This window comes from Sphingomonas sp. QA11 (assembly GCF_028473665.1).
GTDB lineage: Bacteria > Pseudomonadota > Alphaproteobacteria > Sphingomonadales > Sphingomonadaceae > Sphingomonas > Sphingomonas phytovorans.
Genome location: NZ_CP098774.1, coordinates 2,255,119 through 2,281,638 on the forward strand (window position 1 = coordinate 2,255,119; position 26,520 = coordinate 2,281,638).

At 64.1% G+C, this 26,520-nt stretch carries 21 protein-coding genes and 1 tRNA gene; 6 read left to right on the forward strand and 16 right to left on the reverse strand.

All coding sequences use genetic code 11. The annotated features are described in order from the left end of the window. The first annotated feature begins 154 nt into the window (after nucleotides 1–154). The gene (locus NDN01_RS10455; RefSeq protein WP_272627316.1) at nucleotides 155–6,076 is read left to right on the forward strand and encodes a hypothetical protein; all 5,922 of its coding nucleotides are present in this window, start codon (nucleotides 155–157) and stop codon (nucleotides 6,074–6,076) included. 98 nt (nucleotides 6,077–6,174) lie between these two features. Here the strand turns inward: NDN01_RS10455 and NDN01_RS10460 are convergent, their stop codons facing one another. The 5 genes from NDN01_RS10460 to NDN01_RS10480 all read right to left on the reverse strand — a co-directional run bounded on the left by NDN01_RS10460 (nucleotide 6,175) and on the right by NDN01_RS10480 (nucleotide 11,694). Then, on the reverse strand, nucleotides 6,175–7,695 hold the full coding sequence (locus NDN01_RS10460) for a M20/M25/M40 family metallo-hydrolase (RefSeq protein WP_272627317.1): 1,521 nt from the start codon (nucleotides 7,693–7,695) through the stop codon (nucleotides 6,175–6,177). A gap of 139 nt (nucleotides 7,696–7,834) precedes the next feature. Next, nucleotides 7,835–8,434 carry a GNAT family N-acetyltransferase gene (locus tag NDN01_RS10465; protein ID WP_272627318.1) on the reverse strand — a complete coding sequence of 200 codons (600 nt, stop codon included), beginning with the start codon at nucleotides 8,432–8,434 and terminating at the stop codon, nucleotides 7,835–7,837. Nucleotides 8,435–8,591: 157 nt separating this feature from the next. Beyond that, nucleotides 8,592–9,860, reverse strand: coding sequence for an ATP-dependent Clp protease ATP-binding subunit ClpX (gene clpX / locus NDN01_RS10470; RefSeq protein ID WP_272627319.1), 1,269 nt, complete (start codon nucleotides 9,858–9,860; stop codon nucleotides 8,592–8,594). 116 nt (nucleotides 9,861–9,976) lie between these two features. After that, entirely contained in the window at nucleotides 9,977–10,678 is a 702-nt protein-coding gene (gene clpP, locus NDN01_RS10475) for an ATP-dependent Clp endopeptidase proteolytic subunit ClpP (protein WP_272627320.1), read from the reverse strand. Between the two features lie 77 nt (nucleotides 10,679–10,755). Beyond that, nucleotides 10,756–11,694, reverse strand: a complete 939-nt coding sequence (locus tag NDN01_RS10480; RefSeq protein WP_272627321.1) for a glycosyltransferase family 2 protein — start codon at nucleotides 11,692–11,694, stop codon at nucleotides 10,756–10,758. Between the two features lie 106 nt (nucleotides 11,695–11,800). On the opposite strand from NDN01_RS10480, the gene NDN01_RS10485 reads away from it, so the two are divergent. Beyond that, nucleotides 11,801–12,385, forward strand: coding sequence for a DUF4328 domain-containing protein (locus tag NDN01_RS10485; RefSeq protein ID WP_272627322.1), 585 nt, complete (start codon nucleotides 11,801–11,803; stop codon nucleotides 12,383–12,385). A 60-nt stretch (nucleotides 12,386–12,445) separates the two neighbouring features. Here the strand turns inward: NDN01_RS10485 and tig are convergent, their stop codons facing one another. Together tig and NDN01_RS10495 are read right to left on the reverse strand one after the other, a co-directional pair. Then, on the reverse strand, nucleotides 12,446–14,083 hold the full coding sequence (gene tig, locus NDN01_RS10490; protein WP_272627323.1) for a trigger factor: 1,638 nt from the start codon (nucleotides 14,081–14,083) through the stop codon (nucleotides 12,446–12,448). A 78-nt stretch (nucleotides 14,084–14,161) separates the two neighbouring features. Next, a tRNA-Leu gene (locus tag NDN01_RS10495) sits at nucleotides 14,162–14,246 on the reverse strand. Between the two features lie 95 nt (nucleotides 14,247–14,341). Here NDN01_RS10495 and NDN01_RS10500 point away from each other — a divergent pair. Then, nucleotides 14,342–14,527, forward strand: a complete 186-nt coding sequence (locus NDN01_RS10500; RefSeq protein WP_272627324.1) for a hypothetical protein — start codon at nucleotides 14,342–14,344, stop codon at nucleotides 14,525–14,527. A gap of 222 nt (nucleotides 14,528–14,749) precedes the next feature. Here the strand turns inward: NDN01_RS10500 and NDN01_RS10505 are convergent, their stop codons facing one another. From NDN01_RS10505 to NDN01_RS10545, 9 genes are all read right to left on the reverse strand, one after another. Further along, on the reverse strand, nucleotides 14,750–15,361 hold the full coding sequence (locus NDN01_RS10505) for a hypothetical protein (RefSeq protein ID WP_272627325.1): 612 nt from the start codon (nucleotides 15,359–15,361) through the stop codon (nucleotides 14,750–14,752). 10 nt (nucleotides 15,362–15,371) lie between these two features. Then, nucleotides 15,372–16,562, reverse strand: a complete 1,191-nt coding sequence (locus tag NDN01_RS10510) for a M48 family metallopeptidase (RefSeq protein WP_272627326.1) — start codon at nucleotides 16,560–16,562, stop codon at nucleotides 15,372–15,374. Continuing rightward, nucleotides 16,563–17,306 (reverse strand): hypothetical protein, encoded by a 744-nt coding sequence (locus NDN01_RS10515; RefSeq protein ID WP_272627327.1) that lies wholly within the window; start codon nucleotides 17,304–17,306, stop codon nucleotides 16,563–16,565. Nucleotides 17,307–17,428: 122 nt separating this feature from the next. Further along, on the reverse strand, nucleotides 17,429–18,904 hold the full coding sequence (gatB, locus tag NDN01_RS10520) for an Asp-tRNA(Asn)/Glu-tRNA(Gln) amidotransferase subunit GatB (protein WP_272627328.1): 1,476 nt from the start codon (nucleotides 18,902–18,904) through the stop codon (nucleotides 17,429–17,431). Further along, nucleotides 18,897–19,310, reverse strand: coding sequence for a type II toxin-antitoxin system VapC family toxin (locus tag NDN01_RS10525; RefSeq protein WP_272627329.1), 414 nt, complete (start codon nucleotides 19,308–19,310; stop codon nucleotides 18,897–18,899). Before NDN01_RS10525 ends, gatB begins: the two co-directional genes overlap by 8 nt. Continuing rightward, nucleotides 19,307–19,600, reverse strand: a complete 294-nt coding sequence (locus NDN01_RS10530; protein WP_272627330.1) for an AbrB/MazE/SpoVT family DNA-binding domain-containing protein — start codon at nucleotides 19,598–19,600, stop codon at nucleotides 19,307–19,309. Before NDN01_RS10530 ends, NDN01_RS10525 begins: the two co-directional genes overlap by 4 nt. A 33-nt stretch (nucleotides 19,601–19,633) precedes the next feature. Then, nucleotides 19,634–21,118, reverse strand: coding sequence for an Asp-tRNA(Asn)/Glu-tRNA(Gln) amidotransferase subunit GatA (gene gatA / locus NDN01_RS10535; RefSeq protein WP_272627331.1), 1,485 nt, complete (start codon nucleotides 21,116–21,118; stop codon nucleotides 19,634–19,636). 58 nt (nucleotides 21,119–21,176) lie between these two features. Further along, nucleotides 21,177–21,464: an Asp-tRNA(Asn)/Glu-tRNA(Gln) amidotransferase subunit GatC gene (gene gatC / locus NDN01_RS10540; RefSeq protein ID WP_272627332.1), complete on the reverse strand. Its 288-nt coding sequence runs from the start codon at nucleotides 21,462–21,464 to the stop codon at nucleotides 21,177–21,179. Between the two features lie 38 nt (nucleotides 21,465–21,502). Next, nucleotides 21,503–23,296: a DUF4153 domain-containing protein gene (locus NDN01_RS10545; protein ID WP_272627333.1), complete on the reverse strand. Its 1,794-nt coding sequence runs from the start codon at nucleotides 23,294–23,296 to the stop codon at nucleotides 21,503–21,505. 221 nt (nucleotides 23,297–23,517) lie between these two features. On the opposite strand from NDN01_RS10545, the gene NDN01_RS10550 reads away from it, so the two are divergent. The 3 genes from NDN01_RS10550 to NDN01_RS10560 all read left to right on the forward strand — a co-directional run bounded on the left by NDN01_RS10550 (nucleotide 23,518) and on the right by NDN01_RS10560 (nucleotide 26,429). After that, the gene (locus NDN01_RS10550) at nucleotides 23,518–24,624 is read left to right on the forward strand and encodes a DUF3089 domain-containing protein (RefSeq protein ID WP_272627334.1); all 1,107 of its coding nucleotides are present in this window, start codon (nucleotides 23,518–23,520) and stop codon (nucleotides 24,622–24,624) included. Continuing rightward, a complete protein-coding gene (gene ruvX, locus NDN01_RS10555; RefSeq protein ID WP_272627335.1) occupies nucleotides 24,621–25,085 on the forward strand; it encodes a Holliday junction resolvase RuvX in 465 nt (154 codons plus the stop codon). Before NDN01_RS10550 ends, ruvX begins: the two co-directional genes overlap by 4 nt. Nucleotides 25,086–25,151: 66 nt before the next feature. Then, nucleotides 25,152–26,429, forward strand: coding sequence for an MFS transporter (locus NDN01_RS10560; protein WP_272627336.1), 1,278 nt, complete (start codon nucleotides 25,152–25,154; stop codon nucleotides 26,427–26,429). The last annotated feature ends 91 nt before the right edge of the window (nucleotides 26,430–26,520 follow it).

Sequence of the window (26,520 nt, forward strand, 5' to 3'; positions counted from 1 at the left end):
GGCGCGAGCCGGTATCTGTCTGCCTGCCCGGATATAGCGAGTAGCAAATGAGGGATACTGCTATCCCGCGCAGGCTCCCGGAATCCCCTGGACAATCGTGACCTTCCCCGGCAACCCGCCACCCGCGCTTGCGCCGTAACAACCGGGGGGTAGAATGATTGATCGAGATGTGGCCGGCGTGCGCCGCCGGTCCTTTTGGCTTGGCGCGAGCGTGCTGGCGATGGGCGCTGCCGCAGCGTCGCCGGCATGGGCGCAATGTGCGCCCGATCCGACGGTCGCCAACGGCACGACGACGTGCACCGGCACGAACACGAACGGCATCATGGTGACGACACCGGGCACCACACTGACCGTGGCCGGCGGCGCGAGCGTAACCAACACCGGCGCGCCGGCGGTGACGGTTGAAGTTCCGAATACGGTCAGCACGATCGTCGAAAAGATAACCGTCGCGGGGCAGATCACCGGCGGGAGCCAGACCGGTATCGCATTGCTGACCGGCGCGCCCGCACCCTATAACGGCAGCACGACGCGCCTCGCACTCACCGTGCAGGAAGGTGGGTCAGTGTCGGGTTCGACCGCGCTCGCCATGGGCCGAAGTGGCGGGAACGTCTATGCGCAGTTGATCGCGACCATCGACAATGCCGGCACCATCACGGGATCGAGCGGAGTCGCATTGCGCGGCGACGTGGTCACTATGGTGGGTGGCTACCCGTCCCCTTATTCGGCTTTCGATTCGATCATCAACGGCGCGACCGGCGTGATCTCCGGTAGCGTCGTTGGCCCAGTCGGCACGCTGAATAATGCCGGCCTGATCGACGGCGGCAACTCCAGCGCAGTCACATCGGGAAATGCGGGCACGGACTACCCCTACACGATCCACCCGGGCGCATGGGTGAATAGTGGCACAATTCGGTCGAACGGCGCTGCTGCGGCGATCGCCGGTGCTAATTTCGCGACGCTGACGAACGGTGGCGTCATAGCGAATACCGGCGCCGGCGCGGCGGTCTCTTCCGCATTCCTCAATATTCAGAACCTGGCCGGAGGCCAGATCAGCAGTGCCGGCACGACTGCGATCGAAGGATCGAACGGCGTTAATCTCGTCAATCGCGGTATCATCACGGGCAATGTAGTAACCGGCAATTCTGGTAGCACCGTAGATTCCTCGCTTGGCCGCATCAACGGCTCGGTCGCGTTTGGGGCCGGCAACGATACGCTGGTCGTCCGCTATGGCGGGGCCGCCGCGCCTATCACGGGAATCACCGGCACGATCAACGCCGGTGCAGGTATCAACACGGAAAAGCTTGCCGTCAGCACCGATACAACGATCAATACCCCGGTGACATTGCTAGCCGGGTTCCAGCAGTTCGCGATCGCTACGGACCAAGGCGTCACCACCACGCTGGGCACTGGCTTCGTTGCCCCCACCAACATACAGGTCGCCGGTTCGGGAACGCTTGTAAACCGGGCGGCGATAACAAGCGCAGGCACGGCATTCACGTTGAGCGGTGTCACTTCTCCAGCCCTTCAGCAGGTCATCAACGAGGGGAGCATTCATACTGCGTCGTCCACCCTCAACGCGGTTGTCGGCGCACAATACACCCGGTTTACGAACAGCGGCTCGATCACCTCAGCCGGCGCTGGCGTGCGCAGCAGCGGCAGTATCATCAACTCGGGCACGATCACGACCAGCGGCACGGCTGTAGTCGCCGACGGAAACACGCTGACCAATGCCGAGACTGGTGTGATCCGGTCCACAAACGGCATCGGCGCACTGCTGCGGGGCAGCCAGGGAACTACGTCCCGCAACAGCGGCACGATCCAGGGTGCAACGGTGGGAGTCCAGCTTGGCGCCGATCTCGTCAACACCGGGACTGTATCGGCTACGAACAGCGGGGGCACTGCGGTGCAGCTCGACGCCTACAGCACGCTGTACAACAATGCCGGCGGCGTCATCGGCAATGGCGGTCGCGCGATTTCCGGAAATTCCTCCGTCACGTCGGTCATCAATGCAGGAACGATCAACGGCACCGTCGCGCTGACGCTCAATTCGGCTGCCTTCGGGGGATATAACGGCCAGCGTTATATCTCCCTGAACGGGGGTGTCCTCAACGGCGATCTCGTGCTGGGTGCGGGTGCGACCCTGTTTACCGATCTCGTCAACACCGGTCCCGGCCAGTTCGCCGGCATCACCGGCACCGTGACCGCCGCGAACGGGGCGCTGTTGCGGTTGCGCGTGACCGGCACCCAGACGGCAACACTCGGCCCGATCGGCTCGTTTTCGAGCGCGACCTACGAGATGACAGATGGCGCACATCTGACGCTGACCGCACCCGGTATCTTTACCAACGGCGTCGCGCTGGCCGGTACCGGCACGGTCGACCTGAATGCAAACCTGACCACCACGACAGCGACACCGGCTCTCGCCGTAGTCGGCACACTGGCGGACAAGAGCAACTACGGAGACGGTGCGAGCGCGTTGTCGATCACCAGCCGTGGCACGATAGCCGTTACGCGGGCGGTCGGCAGTACCATCTATTCTGGTTCCGCGGTCAGCCTCGGCGCAGGCGACAGCTTCACCAATCTCGGGACAATCTCCGTCACCGATCGCAATGCCTCCGCGTACACGGTCGGCATCAGCGGCGGGGCGGCCATTACCAATGCTGGCGCGATCCTGCTTGACGGCGGCACCGGCATCTCGGGCGCCATTCACGGCACCAGCGTTGTCAACACCGGCACGATCAAACAGATCAGCAGAGGTGCCAAGGCTACGGGCCTCACCGGTTCCATATCGCTGGACAATCGTGGGACGATCAGCGTTGGCGGCAACGCGATCAGCGCTTACAACTATAACCGGATCATCAATTCCGGCATAATGGAAAGCACCGGCGGGATCGCGATCGGCGGCAGCGATACATCCGCAAGCGCCATGATCCTCAACGCCACCGGGGGGACCATCACCGGAACTGGTGGGACGGCGGTGCGCCTGTATTCGGGCCACTTCGTCAATGCCGGCACGGTGAACGGCACCGTGGATCTCGGCTATGGCTACCCCTATTATAACGGTGCGCCGCAGCGATCGCTGGCAAGCAGCGTCTTCGTCGCCGCCGGCGGCACGGTCACGGGCGATCTGTTATTCGGCGACGGCTCCGACCTGCTGCTTCAGACTGGCAGCACGCTCGGCGTCTCGGGAGTGGTCGACGGAGGCGGCGGCAACAACGTTTACGGTCGTGTGTTGACCAGCAGCGGCACCGTCTCGATCGATCCGGCGGGAGTCCGTAATTTCCAACACGCACTGGTCCAGGCCGACGGCAAGGAGACCGTTGTCACGACCACCGCCACCGGCACCTTCGGCGGCGATCTGTACGCGATCGGCAACGGCAGCGTGGTCAATCAGGCGGCGATCGCCGGTAGCCTGACGACCAATCTGCCGGATTTTCTGCCCAGTTCGATTCCTTACGGTTCGCTGTTTCCAGCCGATCAGACGCTGGCGTCGCTGACGAATAACGGCTCAGTGCGAGGGGGCGTATCTGGTTCAACGTCGCTCTTCACCAACAGCGGTGCGATCACCTCGACAGCTAACAGCTATATCTACAGCCATGAGCCGGTGGTGTCGCTGTTCGGCCGCACGACGCTCGGTTTCACCAATAGCGGTACGATCGCATCGATCGGATCGACCGTGACAGATGGTCCAACAGTTCGGCTGTACGCCGCCAATGCCATGACGATCGGGAATAGCGGGCAGATCGTCGGCAGGGGACTTATGGCCGTAATATACCGGGCCAACACGTCGCCGCTCGCGATGAATTTCACCAACAGCGGTACAATCACCAGCAACAGCGACACGGCGGCCGCCTATCTCGAGATCGTGCCTTTCGGCCAAAGCGATGGCGGCACCATCCGGATAGCGAACACAGGCACGATCGCCGCACAATCGAGTTCCAGTGCCTATGGCCTCCATCTCCACACAGGAGAGACCAGACAGCCACTCAGCTACGCGATCACCAACAGCGGCACGATCAGCGCCAGCCAGACGCCGTCGGAGGGCTCCGGCACATCGCCGATCATCGCGTTGTTCACTAGCGGCGCGGGGCAGACCGGCACGATCACCAATGCCGCTGGCGGCACCATCAGCGCCACCGGCGCCCGCGCCTTTGCGCTGGTCACCACCGGCAGCGCCCTTAACCTCACCAATGCCGGCACGATCGCCGCGTCCGGCGGCACGTCGAGCGTGGCCATCCAGACCTATGATTCATTCAACAATATGATCGTCAACACAGGCACTATCATCGGCGATATTGTCCTGGGGGCGGGCAACGACTCCATCGACAATAGCGGTGTGATCAAGGGGGCGGTGTCGCTCGGTGCCGGCGATGACCGGCTGACCCTGCGCGGTGGTGCGATCACCGGCCCCATCGATGGCGGAGCCGGCAATGACAGCATCGATATCATAGGGGGCAGTTCGGCCGCACCGGTCGCGCTAGGCAGCATCACCAACATCGAGGCGCTGCGGATGGCTTCGGGGCTCGCGACCATCTCGGGCGCTGCCTCGCTCGGCGACGTCACGCTCAGCGGGGGACGCTTGATCGGGCTGGCCGGCTCGACCATCACCGCGCCGACGATCAATGTCGGCGCTGGCACGACCTTCGGCTCCGCCGGCACGGTGAACGGCAATATCGCGGTGGCCGGCACACTCAGCCCCGGCGCCTCGCCGGGGACAATGACCGTGAACGGCAATGTAGCGCTTGCCGCCAGTTCGGTGTCGCTGTTCGAGATTACGCCGGCCGTGACCGACAAACTGGTCGTCAATGGCGCCGTCTCGATTGCGCCGGGCGCGACACTGCAACTCGCAGCCGACCGGCCGCTGACGCCCGGCAAGTCGCTCGACCTGATCGTGGCGAGCGGCGGCATTTCCGGCAGCTATGGCAGCGTCGTCAAATCCTCCTCGCTGGCCGGATATGTCTCCATTCAGGGCGGCAGGCTGACGTTGCTTGGCCTGTTCCTCGGCGACGTGACCGTCTCGCCACAGGCGCAGCGCGCCGTCGGCTATGTCAACGACCTCCTGATCAGCGGCCGGGCATCCACGGCCTTCGTAGCCGCTGCGCCGCAACTGACGAATGCGGCTGGCCTGGCGAATTCCAGCGCCTTCGCGCAACTCACCCCGGAGGCCTATGCGTCGGTCGGCCAGGTTGCGGTCGAGCAGGGACTGGAACTCGCCGATGCCGGACGGTCGCAGGCATTTGGTACGCTTCGTGATTCGCCCGGGCTCTTCAGTTTCGGCAGCACGCTCGGGAATTTTCGAACGCTCAGTGGCGGCACGCAGGGGGCCTCGCGCGCGCAGATCAATGGCTACGGCTTTCTGGGTGGGGTCGGCTGGGGGAGCACCGACTGGGCGATCGGCGGCTTCATCGGATATCTCAACAGCCGCGAAAATCTCGCCGAACGCGGCGCACGCAGCACGGTCGACAGTGTGGTCGCGGGCGTGCACGGCCGCTGGACTGACGGGCGGCTCGGGGTCAAGGCGACGATCGCCTATGACGGTGGCAGCGCCGATACCAGGCGCACGCTACCAGGCGGCTCGGCCCGTGGCGAATACGGCCTTCGCACCTGGACCGGAGATCTCAACGTCGATTATGCGGTACCGGTCGGACATGGCTGGATGGTGCGCCCCGGCCTCGGCGCGACCGTCATCCAGGTGGTCCGCGATCGCGTGATGGAAACCGGCGGCAGCATTTACGCGCTCAATGTCGCGCGCGCGCGCGACAACGCGGTGTTCGTCGACGGTGCTCTGACGTTCAGCAGGGACATGCGCAGCGAAGCCAGGGTGCGCCCCTATCTGTCGTTGGGGCTGCGCTACCAGGCAACGGGGCGCACGCTTGACGCGATCGCGGCGCTGGGTGGGGGCGGCTACGGCTTGGTGGCGGCTGGCGTACCGCGCGCGCCCCTGCTCGTCACGGCCACGGCCGGCGCCGATGTCCGTGTCTCGGAAAAGTTTGTGTTGTTCGGTGCGCTGAAGGGAGAGAGCGGGAATGCCGATCACCGCGGCGGCGTAAGCGCCGGGTTCCGGATGGCCTTCTAAGCTGACGCTCCCATGCCGCCCTTCCGGTCGACCGGAAGGGCGGCCTCTTCGGCACGGCCCTCGCCCGTCTTTTGCACGCCGATCCGACCCCGCCCCGCTCAGCCCTGGGCAGCGATCTCGTACATCAGGTCGACATAGGCCATGGTCTGCTGAGTCAGGTTGGCGACCTGCGGATTGGTTGGCTCGATGACGAAATATTCATCGGGCGCATGCGCCCCATTGCCGTTGCCGATGCCGAACTGCGCCGCCGGCAATCGCAGCGGATCGCCGGTGAACACCACGCCGGGCCATGATCCGGCGCTGCGCACGGACAGGGCATAGGGAATCTGCGCTCGGGTCAGCACTGCCTTGTGCGCCTTGATCAGCCCCGATTCTTCCGGCGTCTGTGTCGGACCATAGCCGCCCGTCACATTCACCTCGATATCGGGGAAGCCCTTCTTGACCAGATGCGCCTTCAACTTGGCGACACTGTCGTCCTTCGTCATGTCGGGCACCAGCCGCAGTTCGACCTTGGCCACGGCCCGGTGCGGGAGGACGGTCTTGCCGCCCTCACCGGTATAGCCGCTGACCAGCCCCTGGATGTTGATCGTCGGCTGCGACGCGAGGCGTTCGAGCGACTGTTCCCAGGTCTCGTCGTTGATCCAGTGCTGGACCCCCATCACCTTCTTGGCATCCGCCTCGCTATTCGTGCGCGCGCTTTCGGCGATCAGCGCCTTCTGCCGGGTGCTGAGCGGTTCGACCCGATCGAGGAATCCCTCCACCGCCGGGGTATGGCCATCCGACGCCATCAGGGTGTTGAGCGCCTGGACGAGCCGCCAGGCCGGGCTGTCCACCCGGGCGAACTGGCTCGAATGAAGGTCCTTCGCCGGCCCCCGGCCCCAGCTTGCGCTATCCGAGACGATCTCCATCTCGACCGCGCCCTTGGCGCCGAGCGAGATGGTCGCGTTGCCGGCGGGCGCCTGGCCAGCCGACGGAATGATCACACCGACGCATTTCTTCATCGTCGCCAGCACATCGGGATCGCGGATCGCGGTGAGGAAATTGGGCGAGGCGATCTCCTCCTCCCCTTCAGCGATCAGCGCGAGGTTGACCGGCAGCTTGCGGCCCGACGCCCGGAACGCGTGAAGTGCCGCGAGGAACGCGCCTTCGGGGCCTTTCTGGTTGACCGCGCCGCGGCCCATGATGACCTTGCCGACACCCGGCCGGTCGACCAGCCGCCCCTCGAGCGGCGGCACCGACCATTCGGCCGGATCGAACTGCTTCACGTCGTACATGAAGTAGATGCCGAGCCATTTGGGCGCGCCGACATCAAGCGTCGCGAACACGGCGGGCACGCCCCCGGTGGGCACAGTGCGTATCTTCTGGAAGCCCGCCTCCTGCGCCAGCTTCGACATATGGGCGACGCCCTCCGGCACCTTAAACCGTTCAGCGGCAATGGTCGGGTTGCGGATCCATTCCTGGATTCGGGCGACGGAGGCGTCATGCCCCTGTTCGACGGCGCGGCGGAGGGCGGCCATGTCGTCAGCCCTCGCCGCCAGCGCCACACCCGGCGCCAGCGTCATCGCCCCGGCGGCGGCCCCTTGCAGCAATGCGCGCCTGGTCGGCGAAAACTCGTCCATTGATCGTCCCCCGGAAAGCTGATGCCGCATCAAAGTCGGCGAAGCGCCCGAGGTCAAGCGCGGCGGCTACGTGGCGCTCAATGATTCAACGAACGGGATTCAGCGAACGGCGCAGCGAAGCGTTTGTGGGGCCTGACGGCTAGCGTGGCGCGCGCATCATCGACCAGAAGAGCGGGCCGCCCTTCGGCACGGTCCACTCGGCCGTCACCTCGAAACCAAGCCCGCGGTAAAAACTCAGGTTCCGCGGCGTCGCCGTTTCCAGATAGGCCGGCAGGCCGCTGCCCGCGACCCGATCAAGCGCCGAACGGATGACGGCGCCGCCAAGCCCCCTGCCCTGCGCCGCCGGATCGCAGCCGGCGATATGGAGAAACCAGTAATCGCCGGCCGGGAAGTGTGCGTCGATCGCGTTCGATACCGCCAGCGCGCGACCGAGCGCGCCGCCGAAGATCCGCCATATCGGCCAGGCCTGGAGCAGCATGTCGAGAATGCTGGTGTGGTTCTGGCCCGGCCCGCGCCACAAGGCCGCCGCCTCGCCGCCCTGAGTCATCACCCGCATGCCGCGCGCGTCCTCGTCGAACAGCAAGGCGAAGAGGCGCGGCAGGCGCTTCGCGCGCTCCTCGTCGTCGGGAAAGATGAAGCTGGTCGCCGGATCGTTGGCAAAGGCCCGGGCGAGCATTGCCCCGATGGCAATGCGATCACCGATATCGGCGAGCCGGACAGGGTTACCGAATTCAGTCACGCCGCTGCGTAACTATTATATCCTTCTCCATTCGCGAGAGAAGGTAGTGCGAACCACCGGATGGCGAGAATGAGGTTCGGAACGTCAACGAGTGCCCTCCCCACCCTTCCCATCGCTGCCCAATGCTCCTCTCCCTCAAGGGGAGAGGAAGATTGGATCACGCGGCGCCGGCGCCCGCCTTGTCCTTCTTGGCATAGACGCGGATCGGTTCCTTGCGGCCCTCGATCACGTCCTTGTCGATCATCACCTCGTCGACCGAATCCATGCCCGGCAGATCGAACATCGTGTCGAGCAGGATGCCTTCCAGGATCGAGCGCAGGCCGCGCGCCCCGGTCTTGCGATCGATCGCCTTCTTGGCGACCGTCACCAGCGCGTCGTCGGTGAAGCCGAGCTTCACCTCCTCCATGTCGAACAGCTTCTGATATTGCTTGACCAAGGCGTTCTTCGGCTCGGTCAGGATCGTCACCAGCGCCGGCACGTCGAGATCCTCGAGCGTGGCGATCACCGGCAGACGGCCGACGAATTCGGGGATCAGGCCGAACTTGAGCAGATCCTCGGGCTCGACCGCCTTCAGCGTCTCACCGGTACGGCGTTCCTCGGGCGAGGCGACATAAGCCCCGAACCCGATCGACTTGCCCTGGAGGCGATCGCCGATGATCTTTTCGAGGCCGCTGAACGCACCGCCGCAGATGAACAGGATGTTGGTCGTGTCGACCTGCAGGAATTCCTGCTGCGGATGTTTCCGGCCACCCTGCGGCGGGACCGAGGCAGTGGTGCCCTCCATCAGCTTGAGCAGCGCCTGCTGCACGCCCTCGCCCGACACGTCGCGCGTGATCGAGGGATTCTCGGCCTTGCGGCTGATCTTGTCGATCTCGTCGATATAGACGATCCCGCGCTGCGCCCGCTCGACATTGTAATCGGATGCCTGGAGCAGCTTGAGGATGATGTTCTCGACATCCTCGCCGACATAGCCCGCCTCGGTCAGCGTCGTCGCATCGGCCATGGTGAAGGGCACGTCGAGGATTCGCGCCAGCGTCTGGGCAAGCAAGGTCTTGCCGCAGCCGGTCGGCCCGACGAGCAGGATGTTCGACTTGGCAAGCTCGACGTCCGCGCCCTTCTGGCCGTGGTTGAGGCGCTTGTAGTGATTGTGCACGGCAACCGAGAGGACCCGCTTGGCGCGTTTCTGCCCGATGACATAGTCGTCGAGCACGTCGCAGATCTCCTGCGGCGTCGGCACGCCCCCGTCCTTCTTCGAGACGAGCGCTGATTTGGTCTCCTCGCGGATGATGTCATTGCAGAGCTCGACGCATTCATCGCAGATGAAAACGGTCGGCCCGGCGATGAGCTTCCGCACCTCGTGCTGCGACTTGCCGCAGAACGAGCAATAGAGCGTGCTCTTCGAGTCGCCGCCGCTGAGCTTCGTCATTCAATCCATCCTTCGCGCGGTACATAGCGCGTTCGTGCGGGGAGACCATGTTAGACCGGTCCCCTTATCTTCTACAATCACTATATCGCCCCAGAGTTAAGGCGACGGAAATCAGATCAGGACGCCGGCAGGACCGGAGTGGCCGATTCGTCGGCGATCGCCGGACGCTTGTCGAACACCTCGTCGATCAGGCCGAATTCCTTGGCTTCGTCGGCCGACAGGAACTTGTCGCGATCCATCGCATGCTCGATCTCGCCGATCGGCTTGCCGGTGTACTGAGCGTAGAGCTCGTTCATCCGGTGCCGGATACGCAGGATCTCGCGCGCCTGGATCTCGATGTCGCTTGCCATGCCCTGCGCGCCGCCGGAAGGCTGGTGGATCATGATCCGCGCATTGGTGAGCGCCACGCGCATGCCGGGCTCGCCGGCCGCGAGCAGGAAGCTGCCCATCGAAGCGGCCTGGCCCATGCAGACCGTGCCGACGCGCGGACGAATATATTGCATGGTGTCATGGATCGCCATGCCCGCCGTGACGACGCCGCCCGGCGAGTTGATGTACATGAAGATGTCCTTCTTGGGGTTCTCTGACTCCAGGAAGAGCAGCTGGGCGCTGATGACCGATGCCATATGGTCCTCGACCCCGCCGGTGACGAAGATGATGCGCTCGCGCAGGAGGCGCGAATAGATGTCGAAGCTGCGCTCGCCGCGGTTGGACTGCTCGATCACGATCGGAACGAGGCCACCCTGCGGCGCCTGCGCGGTGAAACCATTGGAAGTGAGCGGACGCATGAAGTCGCCGGTCTCGAACGGGTTATGCATAGTGTACCTTTGAATCCTTATGCCCCAGTAGATGCCTTACATCGGCGCTGGCGGAAACGAGTTCAACCCCCGTGCCGTCAGGCTCGCCGATCCTCCCCGCCCGGCGCGCGATGCGCCAGATAGGCCAGACGCCGCACCTCGCGCCGCCCGCGCACCACCGTATCGAGGATAAGTCCGGCGAACAGGTTGAGCGAGGCGAGAATCATCAGCCCCGTCACCAGCACCGCGGTGGGGAAACGCGGCACCAGGCGGGTGTGCATATAGGTGATGATCAGCGGCACCGCGAGAATTACCGCGATGCCGGCCAGCGCCGCGCCGATGCTGCCGAAGAATAGCACGGGCCGCTCGATCCGGTAGAGCTGGAAGATCGTGCGCAGGATACGGAAACCGTCGCTGTACGTGCTCAGCTTCGATTCGGAACCCTCGGGCCGGGCGAAATAGGACGTCTCGATCTCAGCGACGGGCATCTTCAGTTCGAGCGCATGGACGCTGATCTCGGTCTCGATCTCGAAACCTGACGACAGCACCGGGAAGCTCTTCACGAATCGGCGGGAAAAGACGCGGTAGCCGGACAGGATGTCGGTGAAGCTGCGCCCGAACAGCCGCGCGAGCATGCCTGTCAGCAGCGCGTTGCCCATCTTGTGCCCGCGTCGGTACGCCGCATCCGCCTGGGTGACTCGGGCGCCCACGACCATGTCAAGCTGCTCGTCGAGCACCCGCGCAACCAGCGCCGGGGCCGAGGCCGAGTCATAGGTCGCATCGCCATCCGCCATGACATAGATATCGGCATCGACGTCGGCGAACATGCGGCGAACGACATTGCCCTTGCCCTGGATACGTTCGGTCCGGACGATCGCCCCAGCGGCACGCGCGACCTCAACCGTCCGGTCACGGCTGTTATTGTCGTAAACATAGATGGTTGCGTCCGGCAGCGCGGCACGGAACCCGGCCACCGTCTGCGCGATGGCGGCTTCTTCATTGTAACAGGGCAGCAGAACAGCAATGCTCGACGTCATCCTCCCGCCATAGGGGTGAATTCGCCCGGATTCGACCCTTTTTGTGGTTTGACGGTTTCCGTCGGACGCGGGATGGTCTGCACTGGGGAATAGGGGGGGAGTATCGATGGAAATTCGGGACCTGCGGCCACTGACGGCCATTCTGACCGTGATGATTGTGGTCGACGCGTTGTGGAATCCAGTGATCCTGATTGGCGCGCGGATGACACCGGGGCTATTCCAGCAATTCGTTACGCCGATCGCCACAGAGGTGGATATCGCCGCGTTTCTGTTCAAGATCGTGACAATGATCGTGTTCTGCCGCTTGATCCTTGTGGCCGGCAACAATCTCATCGCGGCCGGCTTCGAGGATCTCGAATTTACGCCGTGGTCACGAATCTGGTGGTTCGTGGTGCCGGTCGCGTGCCTGTTCAAGCCGTTTCAGGGAATGCGCGAGCTATGGAACGTGAGCCGCGGCGTCTATCCCTACGACACGAACGAGAGTCTTGTCGCGATATGGTGGGCTTTGTGGCTGCTCGCCGGTGTGGTTGCCTGGGTCGCGAATGTAGTGACCGGCCCCGGCACATTGGGGCTATGGACAGACAGCATCGTCAACATCGTGCTGGCGCCGGTGGCGATTATGCTGATTCGCGGAATTGCCCTGGGGCAGGCCAAGCTCGACGGATCGAATCTGAACGAAGTCTTCGCCTGATCAAAGAGCGTGTCGCACGAGGACGTCACTACCGGTTGGCAGCGACGTCCTTGAACGAGTTCAGTCCTTCTTCGCGGGAGCTTTCTTCGCCGCCGGCTTCTTGGCAGGCGCGGCTTCCTCGACCGGCGCTTCCTCAGCGTCAGCCGCAGGCTTGGCCACCTTCTTGGTGGCAGGCTTCTTCACCGGCTCTTCAGCCGTTTCCGCAGCAGGCTCAGCCTTCTTGGCAGCCGCCTTCTTCGCCGGCTTCGCTTCCTCGGCGGAAACTTCCTCCACAGGCTCCGCCTGCTTGGCGGCGGCTTTCTTCTTCGGCTTGTGGTCATGATCATGGTCGTGGTCATGATCGTGATGATGCGTGCCGCTGGCGAAACCGTCCTCGGATTCGATCGCTTCTTCAAGCGCCTCGCGGGTCACTTCGCGGTCGCTGATGTCGGCCTTTTCGAACAGCCAGTCGACCACCTTGTCCTCATAAAGCGGCGCGCGCAGCTGGGCCGCGGCCATCGGCTCGGAGCGGACATATTCGATGAAGCGGGTGCGATCCTCGGGGCCATATTGCGACGCGGCCTGCGCGATCAGACGGTTCATTTCCTGCTGGCTGACCTCGACGCCATTGGCCTGGCCGATCTCCGACAGGAGCAGACCCAGGCGCACGCGCCGCTCGGCGATCGCCTGATAATCGGCGCGCTCTGCTTCCATCTCGGCGATGGCTGCCTCGGGATCTGCCTCGTGAGTCGCCTCATGCTCGAGCTGCTGCCAGATCTGGGCGAACTCGGCCTCGACCATCGACGGCGGTACCGGGAAATCATGGCCCTCGGCGAGCTGATCGAGCAACTTGCGCTTCATGTGGGTACGGGTGAGCTGGTTCAGTTCCTGCTCGATCTGGCCCTTGAGCAGCTCCTTGAGCTGATCCAGGTCCTTGAGGCCGAGCGACACCGCCAGCTCGTCGTCGATCTTCGTCTCGCCCGCGGTCTTCACTGCCTTGATCGTCAGATCGAAGGTCGCAGCCTTGTCGGCCAGATCCTTGGCCTGATAGTCAGCCGGGAAGGTCACTTCGATCTGACGCTCGTCACCGGTCTTCACGCCGACGACCTGGTCCTCGAAGCCCGGAATCAGCCGCCCCGAACCCAGTTCGACCGACATGTCGGTTCCGGTGCCGCCGTCGAACGCCACGCCGTCGACCTTGCCGACGAAGTCCATGACGACGAGGTCGCCCGTCTTCGCCTTGTAGGTCGCCTTGGCATCGTCCCAGCGCTTCTGCTGGTCGGCGAACTTCTGGAGCTGCTCCTGGAGTGCGGCTTCATCCGCCGGCACGGTCAAGCGCTCGAGCTTCAGATGCTCGATCGACGGCGTGGGCACATCGGGAAGAACTTCGAGCTCGACCTTGACCTCGGCATCCTGGCCAAGCTCATAGCCGTCGTCGAGGCTGACCGAAGGCTGGATCGCCGGGCGCAGCTTCTGCTCGGCGAGGAGCGTCTGGACGCCTTCCTGGATCGAGCTGTTGAGCGCATCCTGCATCAGCGCGGGGCCGTGCATCTTGCGGACCAGGTTGGCGGGCACCTTGCCGGGGCGGAAGCCGGGCATGCGCACCTGCGGCGCGACGCGCTTCAGCTCGGCATCGACCTTCGAATCGATGTCCTTCGCCGTGATCTTCAGCGTGTAGGCGCGCTTCAGGCCCTCGTTCAACGTCTCGACAGTCTGCATTTCAACACTTGCCTTTTTTAGCTCTGGGCCTTTTCAGGGAATCACTGTTGCGGCACCCCTCGCCCAGCGCGACGAGACTGGTGCGGGCGAAGGGACTCGAACCCCCACATCTTGCGATACCTGGACCTAAACCAGGCGCGTCTACCAGTTCCGCCACGCCCGCATGGGACACCTTCGGTCGGCGGGGTCTATAGCAAGTCGCACGCGGGTAGCAACCCGGCGCGACACACGCGCGTTATATGGCGGAGGAGAAAGCCGATGGCCACCACCCCCCCGCCCGAATTGCCGCCCGAACCGAGCCAGCCTGCCCAACCTGCCGTCCCCCCGCCGGAAGTCTCGCCCGTCGCGCCGGATATCGACGTGCCCGCGCCGCAGCCGGGCGGCGATCCGGCACCACCCACCCCTGCCCCCGGCCAGCCCGTCGGCGGCATGAGTTTTCGTTGAGAAGTGTGCATGCCAGATCGTGATCCGCACCCCGACAGCCTGCCCCTCGCGGACCATGATGAGCGCAGCGACATCGAGCAAACCGTCGAAGCCCGCATGAACGTGGAGAAGACGGGCGCGAGCCGAATTCGTTCACGACGCCCGGCCTGCCCGACAGGGTCGGCGGCACGGGCGGCGTGACGAAAAACCAGGACGGTACGCAATGATATTTCGCGGCGATATCTAGCGGCCGCTTCTACCCTCAATGATCGCTTTCGCGACGATGGCGCGATATGCGGGCAGATCGCGCTCATAATAGAAAACGTCTGGGGCTTCGAAGGTGATCATGAACAGTTTCCCGCCAATGATCGCGGCCGACGCCTCACCCTTACGCCGGACCTCCTCGTTTATCCGACTGAACGTGTACGAGAAATGCACCCCATTCTGGCCGAGAAAGGTTGCCGGTTCGATCGAGTCGACTTTCATAAGCTGGGTATTGAGAGCGATGCTGTAACTGTTCTCGAACAGCACCGGCAGATCCGTAAGCAGCATTGTCGACGAGAAGCGCGGCAACGGTTTCGACCGTTTGTCGACTTCCCGGAATAGCGTGCGATCGTTTTCGATACCGCCGTAAAATGTCACATCGTTGAGGCCATCGCCGTCGAGGGTCCAGGTTTCGGAATTTCTTCCCGGCCTCGCTCCCATTTTGTTCCATTCACGATCGGGTGTGACGGTAAGCAGGGATTTCGCCACCGCTACACTTGCCCCCTGAGCGATCAGTTTGTTGCCGGCGACGGCCGGCCCGGCCCCGAACAACGCCAGTGCCACGACCGCAGACGATATCTTGTGCGTCATGTTATTGTTCTCACTGCAGAAGAGTAGAAATCATCGCTCGATCGGGAGCATCCGGCTTCATGTCGAGATACTTTTTCAGCGCCTCGGCGCCGGCCGGATCGCGGCTGCGCATCTGCGCAAGCCCCATGCCGCGATAGGCATCCGCATTTGTCGGATCCTGCAGAAGCGCATCGCGATAAAAGCCTATCGCCGACACCAGATCACGGGGATTTCCGCGGGCACGGTACAATTCACCGCGAGAAAACAGAAGGTCCGCCGTCCATTGCGACCCGGCCAATTCCCCGATGAGATAGTCGGTCCCTTCAAAGTCGTTCAGCTTGAGCTGATCAGTGAGGAGCTCGAGGCGCCAGGGTACCAATGCCTCCCTGAAACGCGCGCCATCATCCTCTCCGGCCTTGCCCGTCGCGGCGGCGATGCTCCGCAAATAGGTGGCACGCTCTAGTGAGGTGGGATGGCCGGCGAAGAAAGCGACCCGGTCGTATCTGGTGCTTTGCTGCTTGCGGCCATGAGCAGTAGCGTCCGCTTCGTCCATCAGCCGATCCCAGATATCGGCGAAGCAGCGTGGATCGTAGACCGACGACTTCAGATACGCCATCGACATGAGATCGGCTTCGCGTTCCTGCTCCCGATTATAGGCATAGACCGATCCGATGGTGGACAACTGGATCGACTGATAGCTGCGAACGGAAGAGGGAGACCCATAGGTTACAGCGGCCGCGGCCCCCACTCCCGCCCATGCCACGATATCGCTCGCGGTCCGTTTGCGCTTATACCTCAACAGGCTGTGACGGAGTTCGAAATGCCCGAACTCGTGGCCAAGCACGGCGGCAAGCTCGGCCTCGTTGCGGACCCGCAGCAGGAGCCCCGTATTGACGATCAGCGTTCCGTTGGATGCCATCGACGCGTTGAATTCAGCGTCTCGTACCACGTAGATTCGTACGCCGTTGCATCTCGCGTCCCCGACCACGCGACAAACGACGTCGTGCAGATACTGGTTGAGCTTCGCATCGTTGATGACGGCCTTCGAATCGCGAAGCGCCCGTTCTTCCTCATCCGCGACCATCCACACGCCGCGCTCATCGACACCCTGGGGCTGATAAGCACCGGTATAAGGGGGCAAGGTCGGTATGACCTCCTTGGCATCGGCCGGCAGCGCTCCGAGAATATACGTCACCGCCAACACTATGCGGAACGGGCTCACCTACTTCGCTGCCAATACGGGCTTGGGCGCGCTGCCCGGGAAGTCCTCGAGCAACTGCGCCACGCGCTTTTGCGCCCCTTCCGATGTTCGGACATCGCCACCCATTGCCAGGTCGGCGTTCAGCCAGACCAGATCGCCGGTGCGAAGGTCGACTAGCCCGGCAAACCCCTTGTGCTCACCAGACTTCACGGAAACATACGCCATTGCCGCAAAGAGTTGCAGAATCTTTCGACCCGTCGATCCGTATTGGTCTTCGTTATAGATGAAGAGGGCATAGTCGGCGCCAGTATCCTTGGCGATATCGGCGACACCTGGCCCCATCGTCCATTCGAATATGCCTTTCCGCTTCTTGGTAGGAAGACGGTTTCCCACAAAGAACTGATACTGGATGACCGAATCGGCCAAGACCGAGAACAGGGCCTGATAATCTGCCATCACCTCGGCGGAACGGCCGATCGGCTCTTCGGCCAGGACCACCTCGTTACCGAGGTTCTTTTGAGCGGCAGCGAGCGCAGATTGGATATTTTCCTTGGCTTGAGCCGTCCAATCCGCATTGGGCTCGAACATGCCGCCGGTGGATTGAGCGCCGACCTTTATAGTCGGGCGTATCAGAAGAATCTTGGCGGATTTTTCCTTGAGAACGAAGCCTTCCTTCGTTCCGGACTTTTCCTGCGCATGTGCCGGAGACAGCCCCATAGCACACAACAGAACCGCCAAAGCGGTTGCGACCACACCACGCAACATTGCATCCCCCCGGTGCCGCATTCGCCCCCGAATTACGGCTAGAGGTATTTTCCATATCGTCCTGGGCGAAGCAAGGCTATAAATATAGCCACACTACTCCACGATAGAAGAAAGTATCCCGATCAGCCCAGCGCCTTCTTCAGCAGATCGTTGACCACCCCGGGATTGGCCTTGCCGGCCATCGCCTTCATCGTCTGGCCGACGAAGAAGCCGAACAGCTTGTCCTTGCCCGAACGGTACTCGGCCACCTTATCCTCGTTAGCAGCCATCACCTCGGCAATGACCTTTTCGATCGCGCCCGTGTCGCTGGTTTGCTTGAGCCCGCGTTCCTCGACCACGACTCCCGCGCCCTGCCCCGTTTCGAGCATGATCTCGAACACCTGCTTGGCCAGCGTGCCTGACAACGTGCCGTCGGCGACGAGGCCGAGCAGTTCGGCCGCCTGGGTCGGGCTGACCGGCGATTCCTCGATACCCTTGCCGATCCGGTTGAGCGCACCGAACAGTTCAGACGTCACCCAGTTCGCGCCGGCGACCGGCTTCGCGCCGGCATCGAGCAACGTATCGAACCAGCGCGCGGCCTCGACCTCGGCGGTCAGCACCGCGGCATTGTACGGCGTGATACCCAGCGACTCATAGCGGCGGCGCTTGGCGTCGGGCAGTTCCGGCAGGCTCGCGCGGCATTCCTCCAGAAACGCATCGTCGAGTTCGAGCGGCAGCAAGTCGGGGTCAGGGAAATAGCGATAGTCGTGCGCATCCTCCTTGGAGCGCATCGACCGAGTCTCGTTCCTGTCGGGATCGTAGAGCCGCGTTTCCTGGACAATCCGTTCGCCAGCCTCAAGCGCCGTGACCTGGCGAAGCGCTTCCTGCTCGACCACCGCCATCACGAAACGGACCGAGTTGACGTTCTTCGTCTCGGTCCGCGTACCGAGCGGGTCGCCGGGCTTGCGCACGCTGACGTTCACGTCGGCGCGCATCGAGCCTTCCTCCATATTGCCGTCGCACGAGCCGACATAGCGCAGGATCGACCTGAGCTTGCGCAGATACGCTCCCGCTTCGGCCGGCGATGTCATGTCGGGGCGACTGACGATTTCCATCAATGCCACGCCAGAGCGGTTGAGATCGACATAGCTCTGAGTCGGATGCTGGTCGTGCATCAGCTTGCCGGCATCCTGCTCGACATGGATTCGCTCGACGCCGATTTCCTTGGTCGCTGCGTCGGGATCCTTCTCGTCAAGGCTGATCGCGATTTTCCCCTCGCCCACCAGCGGGTGATAGAGCTGGCTGATCTGATAGCCCTGCGGCAGATCGGCGTAGAAATAATTCTTGCGGTCGAACCGCGACCATTTGTTGATCGCGGCATCGATCGCCATGCCGGTGCGCACTGCCTGGCGGATGCACTCGCGGTTCGGCACCGGCAGCATGCCCGGCATTGCCGCATCGACCAGCGACACCTGCGTGTTGGGCTCGGCGCCGAATGCGGTCGCCGCGCCCGAGAAGAGCTTGGCGTTGGAGGTTACCTGGGCATGGACTTCGAGGCCGATCACGACCTCCCAGTCGCCGGTGGCGCCACGGATGCGGTAGGTGTCTGCTTCAGCCATTGTCAGTCTCGGGTGTGATGAGGGTGAGTTCGGGAAAATAGGAAACGAAGCGTTGCCTGTCGCGCGTCAGGAGCCGCGCGCCAAGTGCAGAAGCATGCGCGCCGATGAGAAAGTCCGCCAGGATGGATCGCTGCTGCCCGCCGGACCGGCGATAAAGTTTGTGCGCCGCCCCTGCACGAAAGGCAGCCGCGGCGGGAATCTCCATCAATTCAATCCGCACGTCTTCAAAATAGCACAGCCCTTCCTCCAGATCGCCGAAATGCCCCGCGCACTCGGCGAGGACGACCAGGTTCGCCATCAATTTGTCCGCTGCGACCCCTTTCAAAATCTCACCACGCGACCACTCAGACCAGGCCGAGTTCTCTTCAAGCAGGTCAATGACGACATTGCTGTCAACGAAAATCATGCGTCGTGCAAAGGATCGGGCACGGGTTCACGAACCTCCGCCATATAGGCATCCGTGTCCTGCCCGGTCTGCAGATGTTTGTACTTCTCGCGGACACGATCCAGGTTCACCAAAGCAGCCTGATATCTTTTGTCGTAGTCGTCGGGCCGCACGCCCTTGCGGATGATCGCCTCACCCTCCTTGTTCCAGTCGAATTCGACTGGTTCGCCCGGTTTGAGCCCGAGCGCATCGCGAACGTCCTTCGGGATCGTCACCTGGCCCTTGACGGTGAGGTTGCTCTGCTTGCTCATGCGCGAAGTATTACCCTTTTCCGGTAATACCGTCTACCACCACGCCTCCGGCCGCGCGACGAAACCCGCGCGCTCTTCCAGCGCGAGGCCCGCATTCAGCACGCCTTGTTCGTCAAGCGGCTTGCCGATGATCTGCAGGCCGAGCGGAAGACCCGCCTTGTCGAGGCCGCCCGGCACCGACATCGCCGGTAAGCCCGCGAGCGAGCTCGGCACGGTGAAGACGTCGTTCAGGTACATCGCGATCGGATCGGCGCTCTTCTCGCCCAGCGCGAACGCGGCGGACGGCGCCGTCGGCGTGAGCAACAGGTCGCAGCTTTCCCAGGCCCGCTCGAAATCACGCGCGATCAGGGTACGGACCTTCTGCGCCTGCGTATAATAGGCGTCGTAGAAGCCGGCCGAGAGCACATAGGTGCCGATCATGATCCGGCGCTTCACCTCGTCGCCGAAACCGGCGGCGCGAGTCGCGGCGTACATGTCCTGCAGGTTCGCGCCATCGGGCAGGTCGCGCAGGCCGTATCGCACGCCGTCATACCGGGCGAGGTTCGACGAGGCTTCAGCCGGCGCGATGATGTAGTACGCCGGCAGCGCATATTTGGTGTGCGGCAGCGAGACCTCGACGATCTCGGCGCCCGCATCCCGTGCCCAGTCGATGCCCTGCTGCCACAAGGCCTCGATCTCGGCCGGCATATTGTCGACACGATATTCTTTCGGGATGCCGATGCGCTTGCCGGCTAGGCTGCCGGACAGGCCCGCCTCCCATTTCGGCACTGCCAGATCGAGCGAGGTCGAATCCTTCGGGTCGAAGCCGGCCATCGCCTCAAGCATGATCGCGCAGTCGCGCACGTCGCGTGCCATCGGCCCGGCTTGGTCGAGCGAGGAGGCGAACGCCACCACGCCCCAGCGCGAGCAGCGGCCATAGGTCGGCTTGATGCCCGCAATGCCGGTAAAGGCGGCTGGCTGGCGGATCGAACCGCCCGTGTCGGTGCCGGTCGCCGCCGGGCACAGCCGTGCCGCGATCGCCGCCGAGCTGCCGCCCGAGGACCCGCCCGGCGCGAGCGGTGCGTTGCCGCCGTCTGCCCGCCGCCACGGCGAGATCACATTACCGAAATGGCTGGTCTCGTTGGACGAGCCCATCGCGAACTGGTCCATGTTGAGCTTGCCCAGCATGCCGGCGCCCGCGTCCCACAGCTTGCCGGAGACGGTTGACTCATATGGTGGCGTGAAGCCCTCAAGAATATGGCTCGCCGCGGTCGAGGCCACGCCCTTGGTGCAGAACAGGTCCTTCATGCCGATCGGCACGCCGGCCAGCGGCTTGAGCGTCTCGCCCACCGCCCGCGCCGCATCGGCCGCGTCGGCCGCGGCAATGGCGTGATCGGGGGTTTCAACCAGAAAGGCGTTGAGCGTCTTGGCCTTGCTCACCTTGACGATGAAGGCGTCCGCGACGTCGCGCGCCGAGAAGGCACCCGAACGCACGCCATCGCGGATGGCGGCAACGCCCAGATCGGTCAGCTCGGTCATGCTTTTGATTCCTGGATCCCGGCCTGCGCCGGGATGATCGAATGCTGCCGTGCGATCATCATTCGATCACCTTCGGCACGGCGAAGAAGCCATGCTCCGCCTGGGGCGCGTTGGAGAGCACCGCATCGCGCACATTGCCGTCGGTGACGACATCGTCGCGCAGGCGCAGATGGTTCGGGATCACGGCGGTCATCGGCTCGACGCCGGTCACGTCGACCTCGCCGAGTTGCTCGATCCAGCCCATGATGTTGTCGAGCTCCGGCGCGATGCGCGCGGCCTCGTCCTCGGTGATCGCGATGCGGGCAAGGCTCGCGATCTTCTTCACGGTTGCGATATCGACTGACATGGCCGCGCGGCTAGCAGAGCGCGGCCACGACGCGCAACCTATTCGAAGGGTTCGCCCACCGGAACGCCGCCAATGAACACTCTGCGGCTCGGCACGGTGCGTATCTCCACCTTACCGTCAGCCAGCCCCGATTTGAGCGCGGCGCGGCCAGCCGCGTCAGGGCGTGCCTTGTCGCCATCAACGACCAGGCGCCACGTATCACCCTTGCGCGCGTACCGGATCACGCATCGCGAACCCATCGCGAGCCCTGGCAATGTCATATCGCGCGAAGACGGATCCCGCGCCGCGCCCTCGACACAGTCATCCTTTATCAAGACAGCCGCCACGGCACCCGGCGAGTAAAGCATGGTGCATTTGCTTTCCCCACAAGCACTCCAATCGGTCAGAAGCGTCCTCAACCCTTCCGGCACGGCAGTCCCAGCGGGTAGCACGCGAAGGCGTCTGGCGAGATCGTTTGCCACCTTCCGGGTCCTGTCGATATCCTCGACACCGTACCGGCTGTCTGCCTTCATCGCCTGTTTCGCCCGATCGGCAATGTCACTGTTCTTCGACGCCGCCAGTCGCTTCACGGCGGCCTTGCCCGGATCACCGAAATCGAAGCCGAGCGCCGCCCAGTCGAACTTGTCGGGCGCGATCCTGCCCGATTCGAGCCTTGCGACTTGATCCCAGGTCGAGATGGCATTGAAACTCAGGATCGGCGTGGCGAGGAACAACGCGACCGCCGCAACGATGAACGCCATGCGCAGGTTCGCCGGGCGAACCCTCGCCGCCCAGCCGTTCCGCCCGAGCCCGAGCGCCATCAGATACGCCACGCCATAGACCGTCGCGAGCATCACGAAAACCAGCGCCCAGAGCCGATCCGGCGTGAAGCCATATTGCGCGATGCGAAGGCCGGTCGCGATCGCAGCGATCACGCAGAGCGGCAGCATCGCCAGCCCGAGCGCCATCGCGCCCCAGCGCAGCAGCGGGTTGGTCGCTTCCTCGTCCTCGCCATTGCCGATCACCGCATTGGCCAGGATCAGCGCGCCGATCACGCATCCAAGCAGGATCGGGGTGGTCGACTTGGTCGCTTCCCAGAGAGCGCCGAGCCCGGTGAACGGCAAGGCGACAAGGAACAGCAGCAGCCCGGCACCGAGTACCGGCGCAAGCACCGCCAGCACGGCCGTCACCACGTGCTGGAGTAGCCGCACGATGCGGTCGCGCTCGCGGAACAGTCCAAGCGCGCTGCCGAATGCCGCCCCTGCCAGTCCAGCCGCAAACCAGTCACGCCGGAGCATTTCCCGAATGACATGCAGGCCGATCAGGTCGAACAGCGCGGCCAGCAGCCAGGCGAGCGCGAAAACAATCCCGACGAAAATCCAGCACGCGAACCAGAGGACGACATTGGTCCAGGCATGGGCGTGGACCTCGCGATAGGGAAAATGCCACCCGCCCTCGTCACGCGCCGTCTGGAACAGGGGTACCGCGATCGCGATCGAGAGGAACAGGCTGGCATAGCGCCAGTCACCGACATCGCTCCAGCCGGACTGTCCCCCATTCCAGTAATAGACGAGGGCCGCCACCGCGCCGGCCAGCAACGCGAAGCCCGCCGCCCAGAGCAGCCTTATCCGTTCCGCGCCGAAACCGAACGCCATCGCGCCGGTGCCGATTCCCACCGACAGGGCAATCCGCCAGCTTTCGAGCGGCACATAGGAACGACCATAGCCGAATCCGCGATCGACCAGTTGCTGGATCGCGATCGCGGCGACCCCGCCGAGCGCCGCGAGAAATACCGGCCGCAGGCGCCACGCCGAATGCGCGCGCTCCCCGGCTTCCTGCTCCGGATCCGGCATCGACTATCCCCTCTCACCTTCACATGGAAACATGGCCACCCCTGCCGGAGGTCGGCGGCGCACCCGCCCGTCGCGATCTGCCCGATCGACATCACGCACCCTTCCCGTCCGGATTGAGCGCGGGACCGAAGCCGATTGCAAGCGCCGCGTTCCTGTTGCACGGAATCCGCCAATGGCTGCCGCGGCCTTCGCGTCGCCGACCATTCTGGAGAACAGAGGCCTTGGCCCGGAAATTCCTCTACGCCTTCGCCGTCCTGATCATGCTGGTGGTCGCCGCCGGCTTTGTCTTCGCCCTGTTCGGCGCGCAACTGATCCGCTGGTCGAAAATCCCCACCGCCCCCTTCGAGGTACAGGCGCCGGTCAAGGCCCAGGCCTATGCCGATCCCGGGATGTGGATCGCGCGGCCCGACCGCCCGGGCAACCCGGCGCTCTGGACGCCTGCCGGCTACAAGCCCGCAACCGCGACGGATGCAGCGATCTTCTTCATCCACCCGACCTCCTACATGAACGGCGCGCATTGGAACGCCCCGCTCGACGATCCCGAGGCGAACGCGGTCGCCGACCTGTTCCTGCGCGCCCAGGCCAGCGCCTTCAACGAATCCGGCGCAATCTGGGCACCGCGCTACCGCCAGGCGACGTTCGGCGCCTTCCTGACCAACAAGCCGGAAGCGGGGAAGGCGCTCGACCTTGCCTATGGCGATGTCACGACCGCCTTCGACCAGTTCCTGAAGGAGGCCGGCGACCGCCCGATCATCCTCGCCGGGCACAGCCAGGGCGCGTTCCACCTGAGCCGCCTGCTGCGCGACCGCATCGCCGGCACCCCGCTCGCGAAGCGGATCGTGGCCGCCTATGTCGTCGGCTGGCCCGTCTCGAGGACAGCCGACCTGCCGGGCATGGGCCTGCCCGAATGCGCGACGGCCGATCAGTCGGGATGTATCCTTTCCTGGCTCAGCTTCGCCGAACCCGCCGATCCGTCGCTGATCTTCGAGACGTTCGACGCGACCTCAGGCCTGACCGGGGCGCCCCGCAAGGACACCGCCATCATCTGCACCAATCCGATCACCGGCACCGCCAATGCCGACGCGCCCGCGACCGCCAATCTCGGCACGCTGATCCCGGCCAAGGACCTCGGCAGCGCGACGATAGAGCCGGGCCGTGTTCCCGCGCGGTGCGAGGGGCGCGGCCTGCTGATGATCGGGACGCCGCCCGATCTCGGCAATTATGTGCTGCCCGGCAATAACTACCATGTCTATGATTACAGCCTGTTCTGGGCGAATGTCCGCGCCGATGCCGCGCGGCGCCTGGCTGCGTTCAGGGGCGTGAAATGATCACCACCGACCGCGCCGTCTTCGGCAATGCCCTGCCCGGTGGCGGCCGCCTGATCGGGCTCGACGTCGGCACCAAGACGATCGGGACGGCGCTGTGCGACGCGGGCTGGAGCTTCGCCAGCCCTGCCCTGCTGATCCGCCGCACCAAGTTCCAGAAGGACAAGGCAGCGCTCGCGACACTGATCGCCGAACAGCAGGTGAAGGGCATCGTCATCGGCCTGCCGCTCAACCTGACCGACGGCCGCGAGAGCCCGCGCAGCCAGTCAAGCCGCGCCTTCGCCCGCAACATGGAGGATCTCGGCCTGCCGATCTTCCTTCAGGACGAACGCTGGTCGACCCAGGCCGTGACGCGCACGCTCATCGAGCAGGACGTGAGCCGCGCCAAGCGCGCCGAACGGGTCGACAAGATGGCCGCCGCCTACATCCTCCAGGGGGCGATCGATGCACTGGTGAGCGGTTAGAATATCTCGCAAGGACAACGCGAAAATCGGGTTGCGGTTCGGCGGGCCTCCGCCATACTGACAAACATGTCAGCAGATCAGCCCACGACCGACGGAAAGCATGAATGGCGACGCGGCTGGCCGATCGTCGCTGGTTCGGCCGCGCTGTTCGCAACCGGCCCCGGACTCTACCAGAACCTGTCGAGCCTGTTCGTGCCCGGCATGCAGGAGAGCTTCGGCTGGTCGCGCGGAGACATCTCCACTGCGGCGGGAATCGGACTGCTCGGGGCATTGTCGGCCCCTTTCATCGGGCGGCTGGTCGATCGCATCGGGGCGGTCCCGGTGCTGATCGGGTCGGCCATCGTCCTCGGCGGCGCCCATGCCTGGCTCGCGGCAATGACCGGCGCCCTGTGGCAATTCCAGATCGGCGTCGCGCTGCTTGCCCTCTCGGCGCCGGGGATCAGCGCCCTGGTATTCGGCAAGCTGATCGCGCGCCGGTTCGACCGGCATCGCGGTTTCGCCCTGGGCGTCGCCACCGCTGGCCTGTCGGTCTCGACCTTGCTGCTGCCACCGCTGATCGCCTGGGTGATCGCGGTATCGACCTGGCGCTCCGGCTATCTGTTGCTGGCCGGTACGGCGATCCTGGCCGGCCTGCCGCTCGCGCTGCTGGCGATTCGCGCGACCCGGCTTGAACCGATCAGCGTCACCGGCGTGCCCGTACCGGACCATTCCGGCCTGACCGGCCGCGCCGCCCGTCGCACCGGGATTTTCTGGCGACTGGCGCTCTCGATCGCACTGGTCAACATGGCGACGATCGGTTTTGTCACCCAGCTCGTCCCCTTCGGGATGGATCGCGCCCTGGGCGTCGGTGGTGCCGCCATGCTCGTCTCGGCCTATGCGCTGTCGCAAGTGGTCGGGCGGCTCGGCATGGGGGCGTTGGTCGATCTCTTTCCTGCGAACCGGTTGGCGGCACTCGTCAGCCTCGTTTCCGCGGCCGGCTTCGCCGTGCTTTTCACTGACAGCCCCGGCCTCGCGATCGCCCTTGTTGCCGTATTCTTCGCCGGCCTGATGAACGGTGCCGAGCAGGACCTGCTGCCCTATCTCGTCTCCCGCCTGTTTGGCCTTCGCGCTTATGGCGAGATCTTCGGCAGCCTGTTCATGCTCTCGCTGTTCGGTTCGGCAATCGGAATCGTCGGGTTCGGCCGCCTACACGATTCAACGGGCGGATATGATGTCGCGCTCCTCATCGCGGGCATCGCGATGCTCGTGGCCGCCGCCCTGCTGGCATCGCTGCGCGCGACGGCGGAAAAGCAGGACGACACCGAACCGCTCATATCACAGGCGTTCGTGCCCGGCGGACACTGATCCGATCCTTCAGTAGATACAGCCCTGCCCCCGTGCCCGGCGAAACCGCCGGTTTGAACGTTGTTACGCTGGCGACTGAGCCTGTCCGGCG

Bases quoted from the DNA above. Each gene is read 5' to 3' on its own strand.
- NDN01_RS10455 (WP_272627316.1), top strand. From the start codon at position 155: ATGATTGATCGAGATGTGGCCGGCGTGCGCCGCCGGTCCTTTTGGCTT.
- NDN01_RS10460 (WP_272627317.1), bottom strand. From the start codon at position 7,695: ATGGACGAGTTTTCGCCGACCAGGCGCGCATTGCTGCAAGGGGCCGCC.
- clpX (WP_272627319.1), bottom strand. From the start codon at position 9,860: ATGACGAAGCTCAGCGGCGGCGACTCGAAGAGCACGCTCTATTGCTCG.
- clpP (WP_272627320.1), bottom strand. From the start codon at position 10,678: ATGCATAACCCGTTCGAGACCGGCGACTTCATGCGTCCGCTCACTTCC.
- NDN01_RS10480 (WP_272627321.1), bottom strand. From the start codon at position 11,694: ATGACGTCGAGCATTGCTGTTCTGCTGCCCTGTTACAATGAAGAAGCC.
- NDN01_RS10485 (WP_272627322.1), top strand. From the start codon at position 11,801: ATGGAAATTCGGGACCTGCGGCCACTGACGGCCATTCTGACCGTGATG.
- tig (WP_272627323.1), bottom strand. From the start codon at position 14,083: ATGCAGACTGTCGAGACGTTGAACGAGGGCCTGAAGCGCGCCTACACG.
- NDN01_RS10500 (WP_272627324.1), top strand. From the start codon at position 14,342: ATGGCCACCACCCCCCCGCCCGAATTGCCGCCCGAACCGAGCCAGCCT.
- NDN01_RS10505 (WP_272627325.1), bottom strand. From the start codon at position 15,361: ATGACGCACAAGATATCGTCTGCGGTCGTGGCACTGGCGTTGTTCGGG.
- NDN01_RS10515 (WP_272627327.1), bottom strand. From the start codon at position 17,306: ATGTTGCGTGGTGTGGTCGCAACCGCTTTGGCGGTTCTGTTGTGTGCT.
- gatB (WP_272627328.1), bottom strand. From the start codon at position 18,904: ATGGCTGAAGCAGACACCTACCGCATCCGTGGCGCCACCGGCGACTGG.
- NDN01_RS10525 (WP_272627329.1), bottom strand. From the start codon at position 19,310: ATGATTTTCGTTGACAGCAATGTCGTCATTGACCTGCTTGAAGAGAAC.
- NDN01_RS10530 (WP_272627330.1), bottom strand. From the start codon at position 19,600: ATGAGCAAGCAGAGCAACCTCACCGTCAAGGGCCAGGTGACGATCCCG.
- gatA (WP_272627331.1), bottom strand. From the start codon at position 21,118: ATGACCGAGCTGACCGATCTGGGCGTTGCCGCCATCCGCGATGGCGTG.
- gatC (WP_272627332.1), bottom strand. From the start codon at position 21,464: ATGTCAGTCGATATCGCAACCGTGAAGAAGATCGCGAGCCTTGCCCGC.
- NDN01_RS10545 (WP_272627333.1), bottom strand. From the start codon at position 23,296: ATGCCGGATCCGGAGCAGGAAGCCGGGGAGCGCGCGCATTCGGCGTGG.
- ruvX (WP_272627335.1), top strand. From the start codon at position 24,621: ATGATCACCACCGACCGCGCCGTCTTCGGCAATGCCCTGCCCGGTGGC.
- NDN01_RS10560 (WP_272627336.1), top strand. From the start codon at position 25,152: ATGTCAGCAGATCAGCCCACGACCGACGGAAAGCATGAATGGCGACGC.